Source organism: Pseudomonas parakoreensis, from assembly GCF_021602155.1.
GTDB classification, from domain to species: domain Bacteria; phylum Pseudomonadota; class Gammaproteobacteria; order Pseudomonadales; family Pseudomonadaceae; genus Aquipseudomonas; species Aquipseudomonas parakoreensis.
Genome location: NZ_BQHY01000002.1, coordinates 303,937 through 323,870, shown reverse-complemented (window position 1 = coordinate 323,870; position 19,934 = coordinate 303,937). Strand labels below are relative to the sequence as shown.

At 60.1% G+C, this 19,934-nt stretch carries 15 protein-coding genes; 5 read left to right on the top strand and 10 right to left on the bottom strand.

What is annotated here, in order from left to right; all coding sequences use genetic code 11:
- Positions 1-293: 293 nt before the first annotated feature.
- A complete protein-coding gene (locus L6D63_RS03950; RefSeq protein WP_047294205.1) occupies positions 294-821 on the top strand; it encodes a hypothetical protein in 528 nt (175 codons plus the stop codon).
- A gap of 42 nt (positions 822-863) precedes the next feature.
- Here the strand turns inward: L6D63_RS03950 and L6D63_RS03945 are convergent, their stop codons facing one another.
- The 6 genes from L6D63_RS03945 to L6D63_RS03920 all read right to left on the bottom strand — a co-directional run bounded on the left by L6D63_RS03945 (position 864) and on the right by L6D63_RS03920 (position 8,315).
- Positions 864-1,787, bottom strand: a complete 924-nt coding sequence (locus L6D63_RS03945) for a GNAT family N-acetyltransferase (RefSeq protein WP_131670359.1) — start codon at positions 1,785-1,787, stop codon at positions 864-866.
- The gene (locus L6D63_RS03940; protein WP_131670360.1) at positions 1,787-3,076 is read right to left on the bottom strand and encodes a phenylacetate--CoA ligase family protein; all 1,290 of its coding nucleotides are present in this window, start codon (positions 3,074-3,076) and stop codon (positions 1,787-1,789) included. Before L6D63_RS03940 ends, L6D63_RS03945 begins: the two co-directional genes overlap by 1 nt.
- A 50-nt stretch (positions 3,077-3,126) precedes the next feature.
- The gene (locus tag L6D63_RS03935; protein ID WP_131670361.1) at positions 3,127-5,529 is read right to left on the bottom strand and encodes an aldehyde dehydrogenase family protein; all 2,403 of its coding nucleotides are present in this window, start codon (positions 5,527-5,529) and stop codon (positions 3,127-3,129) included.
- 1 nt (position 5,530) lies between these two features.
- The gene (locus tag L6D63_RS03930; protein WP_131670362.1) at positions 5,531-6,661 is read right to left on the bottom strand and encodes a LuxE/PaaK family acyltransferase; all 1,131 of its coding nucleotides are present in this window, start codon (positions 6,659-6,661) and stop codon (positions 5,531-5,533) included.
- Positions 6,661-7,926: an MFS transporter gene (locus L6D63_RS03925; protein WP_131670363.1), complete on the bottom strand. Its 1,266-nt coding sequence runs from the start codon at positions 7,924-7,926 to the stop codon at positions 6,661-6,663. The genes L6D63_RS03930 and L6D63_RS03925 overlap by 1 nt, the downstream gene beginning before the upstream one ends.
- A gap of 251 nt (positions 7,927-8,177) precedes the next feature.
- The gene (locus tag L6D63_RS03920) at positions 8,178-8,315 is read right to left on the bottom strand and encodes a hypothetical protein (protein ID WP_177327908.1); all 138 of its coding nucleotides are present in this window, start codon (positions 8,313-8,315) and stop codon (positions 8,178-8,180) included.
- 157 nt (positions 8,316-8,472) lie between these two features.
- On the opposite strand from L6D63_RS03920, the gene L6D63_RS03915 reads away from it, so the two are divergent.
- Positions 8,473-8,661, top strand: coding sequence for a hypothetical protein (locus L6D63_RS03915; protein WP_041067099.1), 189 nt, complete (start codon positions 8,473-8,475; stop codon positions 8,659-8,661).
- An 18-nt stretch (positions 8,662-8,679) separates the two neighbouring features.
- On the opposite strand, the gene L6D63_RS03910 is transcribed toward L6D63_RS03915, so the two are convergent.
- The gene (locus L6D63_RS03910) at positions 8,680-9,057 is read right to left on the bottom strand and encodes a fe2+ zn2+ uptake regulation protein (RefSeq protein ID WP_047294218.1); all 378 of its coding nucleotides are present in this window, start codon (positions 9,055-9,057) and stop codon (positions 8,680-8,682) included.
- Between the two features lie 288 nt (positions 9,058-9,345).
- Between L6D63_RS03910 and pvdQ the strand changes: the two genes are divergently transcribed.
- On the top strand, positions 9,346-11,691 hold the full coding sequence (pvdQ, locus tag L6D63_RS03905; protein WP_131670364.1) for a bifunctional acylase PvdQ: 2,346 nt from the start codon (positions 9,346-9,348) through the stop codon (positions 11,689-11,691).
- A gap of 89 nt (positions 11,692-11,780) precedes the next feature.
- Here the strand turns inward: pvdQ and L6D63_RS03900 are convergent, their stop codons facing one another.
- Positions 11,781-12,782, bottom strand: a complete 1,002-nt coding sequence (locus L6D63_RS03900) for a FecR family protein (protein WP_047294222.1) — start codon at positions 12,780-12,782, stop codon at positions 11,781-11,783.
- Between the two features lie 152 nt (positions 12,783-12,934).
- Between L6D63_RS03900 and L6D63_RS03895 the strand changes: the two genes are divergently transcribed.
- A complete protein-coding gene (locus L6D63_RS03895) occupies positions 12,935-13,204 on the top strand; it encodes a PepSY domain-containing protein (protein WP_047294224.1) in 270 nt (89 codons plus the stop codon).
- A gap of 54 nt (positions 13,205-13,258) precedes the next feature.
- Here L6D63_RS03895 and L6D63_RS03890 read toward each other — a convergent pair whose 3' ends face one another.
- Positions 13,259-18,085 carry a DUF6543 domain-containing protein gene (locus L6D63_RS03890; protein WP_236170275.1) on the bottom strand — a complete coding sequence of 1,609 codons (4,827 nt, stop codon included), beginning with the start codon at positions 18,083-18,085 and terminating at the stop codon, positions 13,259-13,261.
- 233 nt (positions 18,086-18,318) lie between these two features.
- On the opposite strand from L6D63_RS03890, the gene L6D63_RS03885 reads away from it, so the two are divergent.
- A complete protein-coding gene (locus L6D63_RS03885) occupies positions 18,319-19,359 on the top strand; it encodes an Ldh family oxidoreductase (protein ID WP_047294225.1) in 1,041 nt (346 codons plus the stop codon).
- 166 nt (positions 19,360-19,525) lie between these two features.
- Here the strand turns inward: L6D63_RS03885 and L6D63_RS03880 are convergent, their stop codons facing one another.
- On the bottom strand, positions 19,526-19,843 hold the full coding sequence (locus L6D63_RS03880; RefSeq protein ID WP_007961870.1) for an ElaB/YgaM/YqjD family protein: 318 nt from the start codon (positions 19,841-19,843) through the stop codon (positions 19,526-19,528).
- Positions 19,844-19,934 lie beyond the last annotated feature (91 nt).

Genomic DNA, 19,934 nt, shown 5'->3' with positions numbered 1-19,934 from the left:
AGCTTTAGGTACTTTCGTGCAAGAAAGTTTCGGGCTGACAGAAGGGGCGTATTGATCCTGATACAAATGAATTGACCGCCTGTTTAACCGGTAAGGAAAAAGCATCGCCAGCCATCGTCAAACTGCCATGAAGCCCAGTGATAGTGAGCTTGCGGTGATTTGTATCGAGAATGTACAGAAATTGTAAGCGACTGCACTAAAAGGGTTGGTGCCACTAGTTGGCCGTTAGATACTTCGCGTCATTCAAAGTGTCACCAAGGACATTTCATGGTTATTTCACAGGGAGTCTTCTCATGACGATCGGCATTGTCGGTGGTTGGGAAAGCAAGGCAGGGGTGCTGGTTCGCAATACGGGCGCGAAAAAGCAGGTGAGTCAGAGCGTCAAGGTGCAGCAGATGCTGACCATGGTCGGCAACGATCCGAACGCGCTGAACACCGCAGAAATGGACAAGCAGGGCCTGCGCAAGAACATCAAGGGCTTCGACCCGTCGAACACTTCCGTCAAACAACTGGGCAATCTGAGCGTTTTCCTGCGCAGCCGCGGGCTGATCTCCGAGATCACCTCGTTCACCTTGCTCAATGCCGGCGACAAGTTCGACCGGTTCGGCGTGACCAAAGACGTCGATGCCAAATTCAACGCACTGGAATATTTCGCGACCCAGCTCGACGCGATCCAGAGCAATGGCCTCAATGGCAACGCTTACGGCAAGAACCTGATCCCCGAATTCAAAAAGGCGATCTACGTGCTGCAGAACCTGAAAACCTACGGTGAAGGCAACGCGCCGAAACCTGTGGATCAAGGTGTCAAAGCCAAGGCCTGAATCTTGAAAACGGCCCGCCCATTTTGTGGGCGGGCCGTTTTTTCAGCCTCGGTGCATTTGTCCGACCTGTCGGACCTGGTCCTGCAAGCGTTGCATGTGCGGACAGTGCAATGTCAGCGTTGACGGCTGGTAACCGCGATGAAACAGCCCAAGCCAGCCTTCGCTACGCTCATCGGGAACGATTCCGGTGAAAGCGAAACCCACATCGGCAAGTTGGCTCAGTGAGCCGGGAAATCCTTGGGCGAGCCTGAGTCTGAGCGAAACCAGCCATTGCACCGGCAGTCGCTCAAGTTGCCTGAGCAGGTTGTCATCGAGTTCCTTGAGCACAATGTCATAGCGCCCCGAGGCGTGTTCGACATGGACCTTCGGGCCGCTCCAGGGCGCCGCTTTGTCGGTGGTACCAAACGCCCCCTCCAGATGCGACACCAATTCGCCGCAATCCGTTGGCCAGGCCAGCGCGGGCAGCGGGCGTCGAAAACCCTCGATGTCGTAGTGGCCGACAACGATGCTCTCTCGGTCCTGTCCTTCGAAGGGCGAAGCGGCGTAATCCGGCAACAGACCGCAGCTGTGAAAGCCGAGACTGGCGGCCATACGCTGAGTGTACGGATGGTGCGTAACCTGCTTGATGGTGACGCCCCGGCAATCCAGGGCCTGGGCATGAATCAGCAATTGCCGGCCCAACCGTGTGGCGATGTTCTGCCCGCGGGTATCCGGATGTACCACCGTCAGTGCCAGTTCTGCCAGTGAGGATCTGCCTGACCGGCGAAACAGGGTGGCATGCCCGCGAATCTGCCCGTTTACCTCCGCCACCAGCGAGTGCCAGCGCCCGTCACTGTGGTTCTGATTGATCATGCACGGCAGATACACATGCGGTTGAGGATAGCGAGTGCCGTAAATGGCTTCGAACAGGCCACTGACTGCCGGTGCGTCGGTGATGCGATAACGCCGCAGGAGGGTCTTGGCCATCAGGCTTGCTGCTCGCACGGAGTCTGATAGTCGCGCCGGTCCACGACCCGCTGATGCTTGCCGGAACGTGGGTGACACGTCAGTTCATCGCTGGCGCAGGCGATCACATGCAGATCGAGCAATTGCTCGCCGTGTAGCTTCTCGATCCACGGATATTGCTCGATCAATGTGCTGCGCAGGTTTGCGCTGGTCTGGGCGATATCAGTCATGTGCCTGTCGGGTACCCATCTGAGACTCAGCAGGTCTTTTTTTCCCTGTTGCTCGATGACCAATTGCCAGTCGGCGCGGTTACCGAGGCTTTGCACCAGATCGCTAATGTCACGCATGTCCAGACTCAAAACGCCCACCCGTACGCGCTGGCTGCTCATGCTGCGTCCCATCAGCGCGAATTTGCGCATGGGCGTGCCGGGCGGTTCACGCCAGCACGCCAGATCGCCGACGGGATAGCGGAGGACGGGCATCAGGCGACGGGTCAGATTGGTTATGACCAGTTTGCCGTTACGGTCGCATTCTTCGATGACAGTACCGCTCACCTCATCGATGATCTCCAGCACGCTGTGGCGCTCCAGCATTCGGTGTTCGCCCAGAGCGCAATCGCGAGTGCTGACGCCGATCAATCCGGCATCGACGCTGGCGTAACCGATGGAGGCGATACGCGCATTCGGAAGCACCCGACGCAGCATTTGCAACTGTGCTTCGAACAGGCTCTCGCCACCGTAGAGCAGGGTCTCGACACCCACCAGAACCTGCGACCGGCGCTCGAGCCAGGCGGCAAATTTCAACAGTTGCGCCGGCACGCCAGCCAGCACGTTGATCCGGTTCGCCACGATCGACCTGGCCAGTACAGCACTATCGACGGCCCCGGTGAACGGAAACTCGCTGACGGGTGTCTCGACATGTGCCAGGGCATCGTGGACGAAAATGAAGCTGGCATACAGGTCACCGACGAAGAACAGATTGGCGACCCGGTCGCCGGGGTTCAGTTGTGCCGTGAGGTGGCTACCGAAATCACGCGTCAGGGTTTGCCATTCGCCGCGGGTGAACAGCGACAGTTTGCCTGAACCGGTGGTCCCCCCGGTCTGAAACACCAGCGCATCCGCGGTCGGGCCAGTCAACGCCGACCACTGCTGCAGGGACTGGCTGCCGTGCCAGTACTGCCCGGGATCGACCAGGGGCAGCTCGTTCAAACCGTTGATGGGGACTGGGACGTTCTTGAAGTGATCACGGTAATAAGGCGAATGTCGGCGGGCAAAATCGAGCAAGGCATTCAAATCTGTGGTGGTGTTCATGGTGGTTTCGTATGGAAAGGAGCGGTGGGGCGCCAGCAGGCGCCCCGTTTTCAGCGGCGTGAATCAATCACGGACGGTGTCTTGCCGCTGTGTCTGTTTCGGGCAAATTGCGCAACGGCACATTGCTCGACGTCTACGGTGAGCAGTCCGGTCTGCACCAGCGTGCTCAGCGTCTGATAGCCTTGCAGCTGAAGATGGGCCTGAGCCGGCTCCAGTGGGCTGCGCAGTCGCATGCGTTCCCGGCCGTCAGGGCCGTGGTCGAGGATCAGTTGAAACGGCGCTTGCAGGCGCTGCTCCAGCGTTGCCAGCGAGATGAAGTCAGTGGCGATGCGCAGCAATTTGCCGTGCCGTTGCAGCAGCTCGAAGCGCGGTGAGGTCAGACCGCAGGGACATGGGCCGGATAGCCAGCGTCCGCTGTCACCGATGTCATAGCGCTGCACGGACTGGCCCTGACGCGCCCGGGAGGTCACCAGCAGACGCCCCGACTCACCGTGATCGACCGGCGCGTCCTGATCGAAATGGACGATTTCCAGGTGCTGGATGTCGCTCATCAGGTGGAACACACCGTCTGCCGTGAACTGGCAGGCATGGCCGAGCGGGCCGGCATCGACACTGCCGTAAATCGCCGACCGGATCAGCCTGACTCCGCAGCGTTGCAACAACTCGCGGGTGGGCGCGCTCACGTGCTCGCCACCGAGAAAAACCTTGTCGATGGCGCCGTAGCGCTGCAGCGTCTGCTGTTCATTGAGAAACAACCGGTGCACGGTGCTGGGCATGCCGATCAGCACCGTGATCCGTTGTTCCACGATCAGTTGCGCGATCTCCCGGTAATCGTCATCCGCTGGAGCGCCCATGGGCCAGTGTCGGGCCTCCAGTTGTTCCAGCGCCTTGGCAAAACTTGAAAATCCGCCGTACAGCCCGCCGCTGAAGAACAGGTTCATGACATTGTCTTGCGCCGGATCCAGGCCGGCCGCGAGCAGGCCGTCGGCAGTGGCACGCATCTGAAGCTGGAAATCGTGGTAACTGAAAGCGGAAAGTGTCGGCGTACCGCTGCTGCCGCCGGACCGAAAGTACAGTTGCGCCTTGGCGTTCGCTGGCTGACTTGCAAATGTCGCCTTGTCCATGATCGACACCCCCGATAGCGCTGGCGCAGGAGGCTGGCGGTCAAGCGTGGCACACCCCGCCAGCGCGTCCGGCGGCAGGCTGACCGACACGCGACGGCTCAGGCGCTGCAAGGCGTAGACACCGTCATGGGGTTCGCCGTCGTAGCCGTCGTGGATGGCTTCAATCGGGGCGATGCGGGTCACACCGGCGGCGATCAGCATCTGCGCCAGTTCGGCGATTTGCGCCTCGGGACACAGCAAGGCACAGCTTTGCAGTACGTTGCGCCACGGCAACAACGTAGTACCCAGCAGTTCGCGGGGCAGGGGTTTGAGCAGCAGGCTGCGAAACAGCGCAGAAGGTTCGAGCTGACGGTCATGGCTCCAGATCACCCGCCAGCGCGGCGTACTCCAGACCCGGCCGGTCTGCCCGACAAAACTTTGCCCCAGCCGCGCCATCGCCGCACTGGTGGTGATTTGTGAGGCTTCTTCGAGCGTCGGGGTGAGCGCCGGCCAGTGCCCGCTGCGACGCTCGAACGCGGCAGCCAGTTGCGCCCCGATATCGTTCAATACGCTCACATCGTCGCTGTCGACCAGCAACCATTGCGGGCTGGAGCAGGCTTGCTGATCGAGGCGGCAGACTTCATCGACAATGGCATCGAGGACGGCGGGTGATGCCGCATCCGGGGTCAGGTAGGCGAAGCTGATGCGGTGACCCCAGTCGATCCAGCGACAGCCTGGCGGGATCTGCTGGCGGATGGCTTGCAGCGCGGTTTCGCCGCCCCAGGCGGAGACCCCGTTGGCGTGTCTGCACAACTGACCGATTTGTCCGGTCGTTGTCGGCAACACCGCGACGTAACCAGCGAGTTGCCCGCTCGGGTCACATTCCAGCAACTTCTGGAGCAGGCGCGCAGTGAGTCCGCCGTCGCTGCTGCTAGGCCGCAGCCAGTTGACGTTGCCGCTCAACAGGCCCTCCAGCACTGCGCAGAACGCCAGCAACGGCGCGTTGGCCGGCGTGATGTGAACCACCAGTCCCAGAGGGCTCCAGCGCTCGAAACGCGACTGCCGATAGTCGATGCGGCGCAGGGAGTCGGGTTGCAGGCCCAGCTCATGATCCAGCTTGGCCTGCAGCGTCGCTGGCTGGCAAAAGTCGATCAGGGTTTGGCGCTGGCCGGTGTCGAGTGACAGCGCCAGAGATTGATGTTGCAGGCGTTCGGCGAACGCCTGCGCAGCGGTGAGTAAAGTGGAGGTCTCAAGGGGCGTCTGCAGCCGGTTTGGCAGCAGCGGGTAAAGTTGTTGCAACGCACTGTCGAGATCGCAATCGCCGCGCAGTTTTCCGTTGATCAAGTACATATCAGTGTTTCCCCAGGAATTCCGAAGCGGCCATGGCGCAGCTTCGCGCGGCCGCCGTGCCGGCACGGCCTTGCAGTTGGAACCAGTCGCTCGCCAGACCGCAGCCGCAACTTGCAGCGGGATGCAGCGTGGCGAGGTCACTCATGACCACCGCGTGGGCGGGACTTGACGAGATGTAAGGCGAGACCAGGCTGAGCAGGCCGCACTGCCCATAGGGCAGGACCGAAAAGTCCACGGGGCTGCGCACGTACACTTTCGAATAGACCGGCACATGAAAATGGTGGTGGGCGCACTCGATGTAAGGCACCGCGTGCTCGACGGCGCCGTAGCCATCGCGACAGTCTTTGGCATCAATGCCCAATTGTTGCTGGATCCGCGCGTACAGCTGTTGCTTGGGGACTTCTTCGGTGGCACGGGTTTTCCAGCCGCCGCCAAAAAACGCCAGCGATCCAGCCGGCAGTTGCAGATCCGTCACGCCGGTGGCGCGCATGCGTTGCAGGGTTTCCCAGAGAAAGGCCGGGAAACCGAAGATGCGCACCGGCAAACCTTCTTCAGCAAAGGCTTGCAGGGCTGTTATCACGCCGAACAGATCGAAGCGATGGCCGTCACCGTCGGCCCGTAGTGCATACACCACCCGATTGACGGGGGCAAAGCCACACAGAAACTGATCGGTGAACGATGTGCCCAAGGTGATTCGCGCCTGGGGTTCGTAGCTCAGCAACAGGTAATTGCAGGGCGTATGCGGTGTAATCCAGCCGTACTGCGCGAAGATCCGCTCGACCATGTACTGCGCCGCACCCAGGCTGCGCGCGTCATAACGCATGCGGCTTTTTTGCCCGCTGGTGCCGGAGGACGTCAGTTCCAGCGCGTCCTCGCCCGTGGGGCTGAGCAGCAAATGCTGTTTGAAGAAATTGGCGAAAATCGGTGGCAGCTGCGACCAGTCCTCCAGGGTTTCGAGGTCTTTGGCTGCAATACCATTGGCGTTTAGCCAATGCTCATAACCTGGGGTCTGTTCGATGTGAAAACGGGTGATTTCGAGCATGGCCCGATCAAACAGACCGGGCGCCAACGAGTCCGCACAGTAGGCGGCCGGGGATGCACAGAGTGCGTCACTGTGAGGGAAAAGGTGCATCAGCGGGCCTCCTCAGGTGTAGCCGGTGCAAGGTTGGGTTGCTTTGACAAGTGCACAAAGCGCCGGATCAGCGGCAGGCACAGCAAACCAGCGAGTGCCGCGCACAGGGCGAAACCCTCGAGACTGTCGGCACCGCCAACAGCGGCTATCAGCGAACCGCCCGTGCCCATTACGACAATCGAGAGCATGCCGATGGTCGCGGAAACCAGGCCCTTGCTGTCATCGCTGGCGAAGAGTGCCAACCGGTACAGCGCTGCATTGCTCATGCCCAGGCCAATGGCATACAGCGACAGGCTGGCAATCAACAGCGGCAGCGCAGTGCTGAACAGGGCTGTGCCGATCAATCCGGTCAGGCCCAGGCACAGTGGCCATAGCGCAATGCGAATGACCCGGGTCAACGAGTGGCTGGCGAGCAAACGATCGAGGATCAGATTGCCGACAATCACGGCGCCAAAGATCGGGATCTGCCACAGCCCGTATTCGCGCGAGGACAGGCCCAGCAACTGCATCAGCAGCAGCGGCGACAGCCCGATCCAGGCAATCAGCGGCAGGCTCATCAAGCCCAGTGCGAGGCTGGCGTACAGGAAGTGGCGGTTGCCGAGCAGGGTCAGATAGCGATGTCCAACCTGCCGTGCGTTGAACGCCACGGGTGCCTGTTGTTGGCCGTCGTTGCGCATGACGTCGATGGTTTCGGGCATGCAGACATACAGCCCCAGCCAGGCAACGGCCGCCGCCAGGCCCAGGCCGAGAAACAGCGTCCGCCAGCTCAGCCATTCGAGCAGCAGGCTGCCAAGCAATGGCCCGAGCAGCGGCGACAGCAAGGCCACATTGCCCAGCAGTGCCATCAAGCGCACGGCATCCGCTTCACGGAAAACTTCCTGCAGGGCCGGATAACTGACGGCCACAACGAAGCCCAGGCCCATCCCCTGCATCAGCCGCAGCAGGTTGAACGCTTCAATGCTGCTGGTGCCGAAGGTCGCGGCACAGGCCACGCCGAACAACAGGCACCCGCTCAACAGCAGCCGCCGCCGGCCAAAACGGTCGGAGAGTGGACCTATCAGCCATTGCAGACAGACACCACCGATCAGGTACAGATTGAATGCGTAGGGAACATGCCGCGCGTCTGCTTCTAATTCCAGGGTAACGGCCAGCATTGCCGGCATGATCAGGTCGCTGGCCATGTAGGTCAGCAGTTCAAACAGGGAGACGGCCAGACAGAAGCCGATGACTTGTCCGGGGCTGATATCGATAAGTGTTCGTTGCATGCGCGGATGAGCTCGTCTGGTTGGGCTTCAGGGGCGCAGAGAGTAGAGCGGAGGGAAGGGGGATTTACACCAGACGGGTGTGACCAGAAATATCAAAAATGCGCAAATCGTTGCAGCTCGAAGAGTCCTACAAAAGCTTGATCAACGTCTTACACGAGCAGGTCAGATTAGAGACAGAAAGCGCCTGCTATTCAGCAGGCGCGGTCGTTCCGGAAACACAGTTTTTAACGTTTATGCGGGGGAGTCATCGCCTATCGATGTTGGTAATAACCGGGACCTTCCTGGTACCGATGGTGGTCGTCATGCCAGCCGCCGTGGGGGAAAATGATGCAGCCGCTCAGGGTCAGTACGGCAAGGACGGGAATCAGCCAGGTGATTCGACGGAACATTTCAAAAATCCTCATGGTTACGCCGTCATGAAGCCAAAACTCTTCATCGGCTGTAACATGAGACCGCGTTTATCAAAGCCCATCCCCGCAACACGGTATGTGCATGGCATGCAACCGGATACAAACCGGATACATTTGAAAGGTTCAGGAACCCGCAATGACCCAGAAGCAACGTTTGAAATATTCGATACTGATCGCGCTGTCGGTGCTGGCGATCATGCTCGGCCTGTCGTGGCTGCAAAATGCCGGGATGATCAGCGAGAAGACGTTCCAGTACATCGCCATCGGTGTGGCGGTGGTCGTGGTGGTGATCAACGGGGTGATGCGCCGCAAGGTCAAACCCTGACGGCGATCGCGGGACGCTTCAATCGTGATTGAGCACGGCAGCAGCCTGTGGATGCAGGCTGTAACTCTTGTCCGGGTTGAAGGTGACAACCCCTTCGGCACACAGACGCTTCAACACTTCGCGCACGCTGAGAAAGGACAACGGAATATCCAGGTCCAGCAACTGGCTGTGCACACCGCGCACGCCCAGGCGTCGATCGTTTTGCGCGGCGACCAACAGCGCGTCGATGACCTTCAGGCGAATCAGGCTGGTGCGCAGGCCGAAGCTTTTGAGCAACAGGCGAATGCGCTCATTGCCCTGGCGTTCGGGGCTGGGTGCGAAACTGCTCGCGCGGGGACTCATGGAAGCTCCTTGTGACGCCTGGCTACCGTCCGTTGGTAGTTGCGAGTTGTACATGGGTTACTCCTTTGCAGAGCCTGTTCAGGAAACGTTTTGGCTGCTCTCAGTAAACAAGACGTTTCAGCACGACAAATCATGAAAGGAAATATGTAGAAATTTTGTCGGTTATTCGTTGTTTTCCCGTCATCGGCGGTTTGTCCCTTGGGCAAACGGGCTAAATATTTTTTTGCTGCATTCGTTTCCTGAACAGCCACCTTGCGCCCAGGCGCAGGCGTCAACTTCAGACCGAGTTCGAAGCTTGCGCAAAGCACGCGCCGAACCGTGTCCTATCGATCAGGAGCGAGTGTGATTATTTCCAGGCAGTTAACCGGGCTGGCCCTCGCCAGCGCGTTTCTCGGGCTCAGTCTGTCGGCCCATGCATTCAGTCCCGCCACGCCAGCCAGTGCCGATATCCGCCGCACCGCATTTGGCGTGCCGCACATCCGCGCCGAGAACGAGCGCGGGCTGGGTTTCGGCATCGGTTACGCCTACGCGCAGGACAACCTGTGCTTACTGGCCAACGAGATTGTCACGGTCAACGGTCAGCGCTCGCGCTATTTCGGGCCGCATCAGTTCACCGTCGAACAACGCGAGAATCGCATCAGCGACCTGTTCTTCACTTGGCTCAACACCCCCGAAGCGGTGAAAGCCTTCTGGGACGCGCAACCGGCGCAGGTGCGCGATCTGGTGGCAGGCTACGCCGCCGGCTACAACCGCTATCTGGCCGAACGCCGTGAGCAAGGTCTGCCGCAACAGTGCCAGGGCGAGTGGGTGCGCGATATCGCTGCCGAAGATCTGGTGAAGCTTACTCGGCGCTTGTTGGTCGAGGGCGGTGTCGGGCAGTTCGCCGAAGCCCTGGCGGGCGCGACCCCGCCGCAGGCCACGGCGCAGCTCGACAGCAGTGCCAAGGCCTATCAGTTGGCGGACGCGCGCCTGCAGCGCTTCGCTCTGGATCGCGGCAGCAACGCCGTGGCGGTCGGCAGTGAACGCTCATTCAACGGACGCGGCATGTTGCTGGCCAACCCGCATTTTCCTTGGGTCGGCGGCATGCGCTTTTACCAGATGCACCTGACCATCCCCGGCAAACTGGACGTCATGGGCGCCGCCTTGCCGGGGCTGCCGATGATCAACATCGGTTTCAACCAGCATCTGGCCTGGACCCACACGGTCGATTCATCGAAACACTTCACCCTGTATCGCCTGCAACTCGACCCGAAAGATCCGACCCGCTACCTGCTCGACGGTAAATCGCTGCCGCTGGACAAGCAGACCGTCACCGTGCAGGTCAAACAGGCGGATGGCCAAGTGGTGCCGGTTTCGCGCGATGTCTACAGCTCGCAGTTCGGCCCGATTGTTCAGTGGCCGGGCAAACTCGACTGGGATCATCAGTACGCTTACAGCCTGCGCGACGCCAATCTGGACAATGATCGCGTGCTGACGCAGTGGTACGCGATGAACCAGGCGTCAAGCCTCAAAGCCCTGCAGGATTCGGTGCACAAGATCCAGGGCATCCCGTGGGTCAACACGCTGGCCGTGGATGACAAGGGGCAAACGCTGTACATGAACCTGTCGGTGGTGCCGAACGTCAGCGCCGACAAACTGGCCAAGTGCAGCGACCCGCGCATCGGTTTGCAGATGATCGTGCTCGACGGTTCCAACAGCGCTTGCGCCTGGGATATCGATCCGCAAGCGGCGCAGAAGGGCATCTATGCCGCCAGCCAGCTGCCGCAACTGTTGCGCAAGGACTTCGTCCAGCACTCCAACGATTCCGCGTGGCTGGCCAACCCGGCACAACCGCTGACCGGGTTCTCGCCACTGATCAGTCAGGATGGCCAACCACTGGGCCTGCGATCGCGATTTGCGCTGGAGCGTCTGAGTGCGCTGGGCAAAAAGGGGCCGCTGGCGGTCAAGGATCTGCAGCAGATGGTAATGGACGACAACGTTTATCTGGCAACCCAGGTGCTGCCCGATCTGTTGAAGTTCTGCGCTGCGGATCTGGGGGCAGACGCGGCGGCGTTGAAGCCGGTTTGCGTCAGCCTCAAGGGTTGGGATGGCCGGGCGAATCTGGATTCGGGCATCGGTCTGGTGCATTTCCAGAACATCATGCAGGCGCTGCAAGCGTCGCCGGATATCTGGCGGGTGCCGTTCGATCCAAAAGACCCGCAACATACGCCACGCGGGTTGGCGATCGAGCAACCGACCGTGAGCAAGGCCCTGCATGAAGCGCTGCTGACGTCGGCCGCCACCGCGCAGAAAATGGGGCTCAAACCTGAAACCCGCTGGGGCGATATTCAAGTGGTGAGCAACGGCGCTCAACAAACTGCGATCCACGGCGGGCCCGGGACGCTGGGAATCTACAACGCGATCCAGAGTGTGCCGCGTGAAGACGGCAAACTCGAAGTGATCAGCGGTACCAGCTATCTGCAAGTGGTGAGCTTTGATGACAAAGGCCCGCATGCTCAAGGGCTGCTGGCGTTCTCGCTGTCGAGCGACCCCGAGTCGAAATATTCCCGGGATCAGACCCAGGCGTTTTCGAAAAAACAGTGGAGCGTCTTGCCATTCACTGAACAGCAGATCGCTGCTGACCCGCAGTATCAATTGCAGACCGTTCGCGATGTGGCGGGCAAGAGCGCTGAGGTGGTTGCGCAGTAAGTCAGTCTGAACAAAAAAGCCGCTGTTCCCTGAATGGGGACAGCGGCTTTTTATTGCTCCGGGTTCACCCTGGCAGGTGGTGTCCGGTTTCAGGTTTTCGGCGGCTGCCGCGGCATCGAATTGATCACCGGATCACCCTCGGTGTTACGGGTCAGGTAGACCGGCAACACCTTGGGCAGGGTGTTGACGAGGCCGCCGAGTTCTTTGACGTTGTAGACACCGCCGACACGGATGGCGCCGGTACTGGCGTCAGCCAGTTTCAACGGTTTGCTCAGGTAGCGATTGATCAGCGGCAAGGCCTCATTCAGTGCCAGGTTGTCGAGCACCAGTTTGCCATTGCGCCAGGCCAGAGCGTTGTCGTTGGCGTAGGTCTGACTGATCTGTGGCATGTAGTCGCCATGCCGGTACTGCGCCTGCATGGCGGGCCCCAGGCGCAGACCATCGCCGGGCAGTGCGGCGTTGCTGGTTACCAGCACCGAGCCTTCGATCAGATTAATCCGTACCTGATCTTCGTAGAGCCAGACATTGAAACGGGTACCCGTCACGCGGATCTTGCCTTCGCCGGCCCTGACCACGAACGGGTGGGAGAGGTCGTGACTGACTTCGAAAAACGCCTCGCCTTTTTTCAGGGTGACTCGGCGTTGGTCCTTGTAATTGCTGAAAGTCAGCTCGGTGTTGAGGTTGAGTTCGACTTGACTGCCATCGTTCAAGGTAACTTGACGGACATTGTCGGTGGCTTCGAAGTGCTGATAGCTGTCGGGCAACCAGCCCAGATTCCAGCCACTGTACGCCGCCAGTGGCAAGGCCAGTGCGCAGACGCTCGCCGCCATTGCATAGCGACGCCAGGCGGGAACCGGTTTATTCAGCGGTACTTCCGGCAGCGCCTGCGGACGGGGCAAGTGTTCGGCAACGTCCCAGATTTCCAGCATGGCGTCATATTCGAACGCATGCAGCGGATGCGCATCGCGCCATTGCTCGAAAGCCAGACGCTCTTCGGCGGAGCAGTCTGCGGCGTGCAGACGCATGCACCAGTGCGCGGCGGCATCGGTGATTGCATCGTATTCGGCTTCCGAGAGAGATTCTTGGGTCATTGACTCGTCCTGATTTGCTGCATTCTAACCTTGCGGGTCGGGTGCCGAGAACATCCGTCATGGCAATTGCCCATCAAAGTGGAACTTATTTTTCCGTGTGGCGCCCAAAAACAGGACGTTAGACGAACATCATCCACAAATGGAGTGAAAAAATGATCAAAAAAACCTTGGCCGCTGCAATCGCCACCGCCGCCTTGTTCAGTGCCGGTGCTGCCATGGCTGACCGTCCCGGTGCGGGCTGGGTCACCATCGAAAAGGCTATCGAGATCGTGAAAACCAAGGCCGGTTACGTCGAAATCTATGAAATCGAGGCCGACAATGACGGCTACTGGAAGGGTGAGGGACGCAAGGCCGATGGTTCGGTGTATGAATTCCGCATCGACGGTGCCTCGGGCAATGTCCTGCGTGACCAGAAAGACTGATTTCAACTCGCGATAAACAATGCGCAGGCCAACCGCCTGCGCATTTTTTTTGCTTCAGTCGAGTCCTGGGTGAGTTTGTGGCACCGGATCAAGCTGACGGCCCATTTCACAGATCAGAAAGGCGATCGAATCGGCATTGCGTAATATGGTGTCGATTCGTGGATGTGGGTTGGTCGGGTTGAGAAAAGCCGTTCGCGCGTCTTCCAGATTCGCGGTACGTGTGATCTTGAGAATTTCCTTGCGTACATGATTCATGCCCTCGATCTTGTCGATATCCAGCCACTCTTGAGCGTCATGACTCCAGCGTGAAAACAGCTCTTCACGGGGCGTGGACAGTGACAGTGCTTCACGCTGAAATCGTGTCTGTACCTGTTTGCGGTCCGCTCCATAACCGGTCACCGTAGCGATCAAATCAGCAAACGGACGCCGTGCTTCGAGGGAGGCAATGTCTACGGTTTTGTTGAACTGATGGGAAAACTCGTGGATCAGCGTCGCTGCCCGCGCATGCCCTTCGACATTGAAGGGCTCGGTCAGCCCCGTGTTGTACCATTCCAGTTCTTGATTGAAGAACTTTTCGGTGAAATGGACTTTCTTGAGTAGATCGCCCTCCAGTACGAAGGCAATTACACCCGAATCGGGCTGTCTGTTCGAGCCGACCACAAAGCGTCGGGTATTCAACAGGTCCTCTGTTGGATCGACCAGAGCATCACAGATCGGCACGATGGACTGCTTCAACTTGCGCAGTATCTCGGCATCAATCTGTTGCACGTCAAAAAAAGACTTGAGAAAAGTATCGAGGCGGGTGCCCGGCACATCGTTTCGTAGCTGAACAAGATTGTGCAGGCTGTTGAACGCGTAATGCCGGGCCAGATCAATTGCCTCGATCAACATGTGTGCTTTTTCCGGATGGCGGGCGCGGATTTCTTCCATGCCTTGCGCCTCGATATTCAGCATGTAGCGGGCCTGGCGATGGGTGGTGTAATGGTTGACCATCTTCGACAGGGTCTTGCCGAAATGCACGGTATGGCGATCCGGGTCCAGCACCAGCTGCCGGGAAGCGGTGTGCTGCAACACCGGACCTGGCTGGCCGGCGCCCTTGATCTGCCAGACGGCTCCCGGCCGTTGCACGGGATAGACTTTGCCGGCAATGGGGGCGTAGGTCGCTTGGGTTTTCAGGTCCTGATACGTGCCCTCGGCAGCATTGTGGGTCAGATCCTTCAGGGCGATCTTCGAGGTTTCGAATGCCTGCAACGCGGTGCGCTGCGGATCGGTCGGCTTGGTCTGCGCAAGGACGGGGGCGCTCGGCGCGGTTGGCTGCGACGGTTGCGGCAGCATCGGGTCTTGAGATTCCAGACGTGACTCCAGAGCCAGCCGCCCAAGACTGATCATTTGCGCTGCGCCGGCGGTAAAGGTTTCCAGCGCACGTTTCCAGTGGTGATCCTGCAACGCTTCGGCCGAGCCCTTGAAATCCTTGTAGCTTTGCCAGAGAAACTGCGCACAGGCGAGTTTGCCCGGCAGCACGCCCCGGACCAACTGGATGCCGGAACTGAACAGGTGCTTCGCGGTGTCCCAGTCCGTCTGCGCCGACGGCATTGAATGGCCGCTCAGCAAGCTTGGCAACAAGGCCAGGTTGTCGTCGAACAACTGCAGCAACCAGTTACCGTTGACCGGGGTGGTGGCCAGGGTCATCTCGCTCGTCTGGCCGCTGCTCGCGTTGAACAACGCGCTGAAGATCGAACGTTGAGTTTCCGGCAAGCGGCGCAGCAACAGGTCCTGCAGTGAGCCCGGCGTATTGAGCGCGGCGATCACTGCCGCCTCATCCTCGAATTCACTGAAAGCGTTTTCACCGTGGTAGGGCGCATACAACACCTGGGGGCCGGGTTTTCCCGCAGGTCCGATCAAGTACAGCGCCAGTGCCTTGACCGCTGATGCTCCGGCAGTCTTGACAAGCGCCAGGGGCCGGGCAATGGCGTCGGCCCCTGGCACGGTCGCGCGGGCCACGGCGTCGGGCATGTCGAACACCTGAGAAATCAAGCCGAAGGCTTTCGACGACAAGCGTTGTTGCAGTTGTAACTGATGGGCGTGCTGCAGCAATTGCCAAGGCAGTTGGCGCAGGAAACGCTGTTTGCGTTGTTCAGCGGCGACATCACTGGCGGACAACGCTGAGGTGATTTTATCGGCAAACGTTGTTGCAACATTCAGGGACAGCAGCAGGCTCCTGACTGCTTGCTGATCAAGCCCTGTCGGCAGCGCCCGGTCAGTGCCCGAGCGGAGGGTGAATGCCGTGTTCTGTGCGAGATGCGCATGGTTCAGGGCGAAATCGGTCAGGCTCATCGCCGGCCCGATCAGCGCCAGTGCCGGAGTGACGATGATTTGCTCGGGGTCAAGATCCTGCCTCTGCAAGCGGCTTTTCAACAACGTTTGAAGCGTCTGCCGGATATAGTCACGCACGGTTGGCAGCGCGTGAAGATAATCCTGATCGTCAATGACGCTGTGGCGCCACTGTTCCAGCAGTTCCAGATGCAACTGCTGCGCTTCAAGCGTGGCCATGCCCAGCCAGGCAGGCAACGAATGCTGTTTGCCGATCGCCCGCGCCAGAGCGGTGGCGCGCTGCAGGTTGGTCTCCACGACGTGCTCACTCAACGTCCTGAGGATTTGAGTTTCCCGCGGCTTTGGCCATTGACGGCCCCGTACCTGTTCACAGCGCTGAAGAAACTGTTCGATCGCCGAGTCGGCCCGATCCTGCAGGACACTGCGGCTGATCAATTGCCACTGTCCCAGGGTGTAGTGTTGATGGAACCCCTGGTGCCGGGGAAAGAGGTTATCCAGCAGCATCAGGCGTTTGTGCGGATCCACCAGCCGCTGGTCCAACACCTGTCTGGCATGCTCGATCGAACGGAAGACTTCCAGGCCCAGGGCTGGTGTCCACAGTATCGCGCGTCCCGAGTGCTGCGTATCGCGGCCACCGCGTTCCGTGAGCAGGACGCAGTTGGCCAGCGGCAGCATTTCGCTCTGCCCGGCGACCTGCAACGTCAATGACCAGGCATCCGGCTGAAAACCGTTGAGTGCCTTGCGGCGGCCGCGATCCGGTTGATCCGGATTGAACACGGTGTCGACCAGCGCTTGCTCATGGCGGCTCAGCGTGCCATTCAGGACGCTCAGCCGTGCTTCGGCTGTTATGCCGACAGCCAGGGCGTGCGCCAGCTTCGCGGCGATTCCTTGCAGGTAGGTGCGCTGCAGCGCCGTGACGGTCAGCGGTTGGGCGGCAAAGTCTGCGGCGAGGCTGGGCATGATGCTGTCGAATTTGCGCACTTCGGCCGCGGCGGTATCCGCCAGCACCCTTGAAGGTAACTGGTTGCCGGCGAGCGTCGGCCGGGTGCTCCAGCGCCCGTGGGCATCCAGGGTCTCAAGCCGCTCGTGGAGCATCGAACGGATGTCCAGGGCCTTGTCGAACAGTGCGCGAATATCTACGGCGCCGTCGCTGTGCCGATACCACTGCAAGGCGTAGTCGATGTTCTGTCGCTGCTTGGTGATGATCAACTCGAGCAGCACGCTGAAAACATCTCCGGCAATCGATTGGCCGGAAACCTGCGGCTTGTCGAAACCGAGAAAGCGTTGCCGCTCGTCGAGATTCAACAGACCGTAGAGTTCGTCTTCGTGCCCGGGGCTGGCAAATTTGCCGAGCAGCATGGCTTTGAGATCTTCGTAATCCCTCAGTACCTGCAAGCCGTGGGTCGGGGTATACAGGCAGCTGTCGGAATGGCTGATCATCAACGCGCCGGCCAGCTCCACGAAGTTTGCCTGATGCTCCCACAAACGTACGGTTTCCAGCGTCGCGCGGCGTGCCGGACCGTCACTGAAACCCAACGAGGTCAGCAGGCTGTCGAAGGTGTGCTGCTCGATAATGCCAGCCTCGCGTTTGAGCAAAAAGTCTGCCAGCGCCTGCTGTCGAATGATCTGCGCCAATACGCTGCGCCGCGAGACTCCGTCAGCGCTGGGCCCATTCCAGTAACGCTCCATTTGTTGATACAGCCACACCAACAGTTTGCCCGACGCCGTGGTAATGGCTGTTTCCCAGTGTTGCTGATCACTGGCCTGGACTGTCCGGTCCGGGTGCGAAAACTCATGGGTCTGGCCAACCGGCCATCCGGCGTGGCGGTAGTGCAAAAGCAGCGCATCGCCAAGTGACAGCGCTTCAAACCCGCCCAGTGAAGGACGGTCGCTCGATGCCGGGCCGTTTGCTGCGCCGGTTGCGTACAGGTTCACGCGTGTGCGGGTCTGGTCGACGCCAGGCATCGTCGGCGTCAGGAGTGCGTCGAGTATGCTTTGGAGCAGGCTTTCCAGTTCGGGCAGTTGCATCAATTCATCGTGCATTGCCTGCGCGTTGAGTCGCAGGCAGTGATCGATGGCAGCGCGTTGATCTTCGAAGATATCGCCCTCGACAAGCTGATAGGTCACGCTGACAGCGCGTCGTTCGACCAGCCGTTTGCGTTGTGACAGGGCGAGCAACGCCAGCAGCCGATCATCTTCGGTGACACGGTTCAGGCGCTCCTCCAGGTGTGCGGTCAGGCTGGCGAGGCTGGCATGTTTTTTCAGCCCGTCGAAGGGGGTGTACAACATGACGCCGCGATCATCGGGGGTGGCACTGAGTATGAAGCTGCCGGCCAGAGGCACCGCAGGCGTATCGTCGGTGTTGAGCAGGATTCGATGGGCAAGCATGGGCGGGGTTTGCTGACTGCGCAGTGCGTGGGTGGCCAGTTGCACGTGGCTCAGCCACTGGAAGTCAGCGGTGGACAAGTGATGGACATTGCCGAGTTCACGCCACAATCCGGGGGAATCGAGAAAGGACAGGAACAGCAGCGGAGGCAGGGGAGCAGGCATCATCGGGTCTCGTTCAGGGCACCGTCCGGTGCACCGGTAAATTGAGACTCGAGACTAATGACCGGCCAGATGACGCGGGTGGTACATAGTTACCGCACCAGCGGCAGCGCCGTGTGCTTGCTGCGACAAGGCTTCACCGCAACGGTTGACAGCACCCGTGTCTGACGTGGTTAATCGGTGGGCTGGATATTCGTACGCTGTTGTTCCCTCCAATAATTAGTCTGGAGCTTCAGATGTCTGCGCCACACGAACCCCTGTCTTCCCTCGCTGCGTCCACACTCTCGCTCGAAGCGTTGACGCAATTGCTTGAAAAGGTTTTTCTGCGCCATGGTACGTCGGCGTCCGTCGCCCGTACCCTGGCTGCCAATTGTGCCGGTGCCGAGCGTGACGGCGCGCACAGTCATGGGGTGTTCCGTATCCCCGGGTATGTTTCGACGCTCAACAGTGGCTGGGTCAATGGTCAGGCGGTGCCGCTGGTGGAGGACGTGGCCTCCGGTTTTGTGCGAGTCGATGCCGGCAATGGTTTCGCCCAGCCGGCGCTGGCGGCGGCCCGGTCGCTGCTGGTGGAGAAAGCGCGCAACGCCGGGATCGCCGTATTGGCGATTCGCAATTCCCATCACTTTGCGGCGCTTTGGCCGGACGTCGAGCCGTTCGCCGAGGAAGGCCTGGTGGCGCTCAGCGTGGTCAACAGCATGACCTGCGTGGTGCCCCATGGCGCCGACAGACCGCTGTTCGGCACCAACCCGATTGCCTTTGCCGCGCCCCGGGCCGGCGGAGCACCGATCGTGTTCGATCTGGCGACCAGTGCCATAGCTCACGGCGACGTGCAGATTGCCGCACGCAAGGGCGAACGGCTGCCTGCCGGAATGGGTGTGGACGGTTTGGGTCAGGCGACGCAGGATCCGAAGGCCATTCTTGAGGGCGGCGCACTGTTGCCGTTTGGCGGCCACAAAGGTTCGGCGCTGTCGATGATGGTCGAGCTGCTGGCGGCGGCGTTGACCGGCGGGAACTTTTCTTTCGAATTCGACTGGTCGAACCATCCCGGGGCCAAAACACCGTGGACCGGGCAGTTGCTGATCGTCATCGACCCGAGCAAGGCTGCCGGGCAACCGTTTGCCGAGCGCAGCGAAGAGCTGGTGCGGCAGATGCACGGCGTGGGGTTGAAACGTTTGCCGGGCGATCGTCGGCATTTGCAGCGCGCGCGATCAATGGCCGAAGGGATCGTGCTGGATGAGCAGACGCTGGCGCAGTTGCGAGCGCTGGCGGGGGAATAATGGGCAGATGACCGATGTGGCGAGGGAGCTTGCTCCCGTTGGGTTGCGAAGCGGCCCCCTTTGTCTGCTTGAGAATAGGGGGACTGCCGCGCAGTCCAGCGGGAGCAAGCTCCCTCGCTACAGATTTATTGTCAGGCCTTGAACAATGCGCGCTGACAAACGTCGCTTAGCGACGACCGAGCAACAAGCCCACCACCAGGCCAAAACCGGCGGAAATCGCCACGGTCTGCCACGGATGGCCGCCAATGTAGCTCTCGGTGGCCTCGACCGCCGGTTTGGTGCGTTCACGCACGCTGGACACCGAGTCCAGCGCCTGTTGCAGCTTCAGGGCGATTTGTCCGCGCAGGGTCTCGGCTTCCTCGCCCACCAGTGAGGCGCTGCTCTTGAGCAGTTTGTCGGACTCTTCGATCAAAGCCTGAAGTTCGCTGAACGCCTGATCCTTGATTTGGTCTTCGACGGCTTGCACGCGGGATTTGCGGGCCATTGGGTGACTCCTTGCAGATGGATGAACAGTGATCAATGGAGTGTGGCGCTGACGGAAAAGTTGCACTGATTTTAGGTGCGAAAGAAAAACC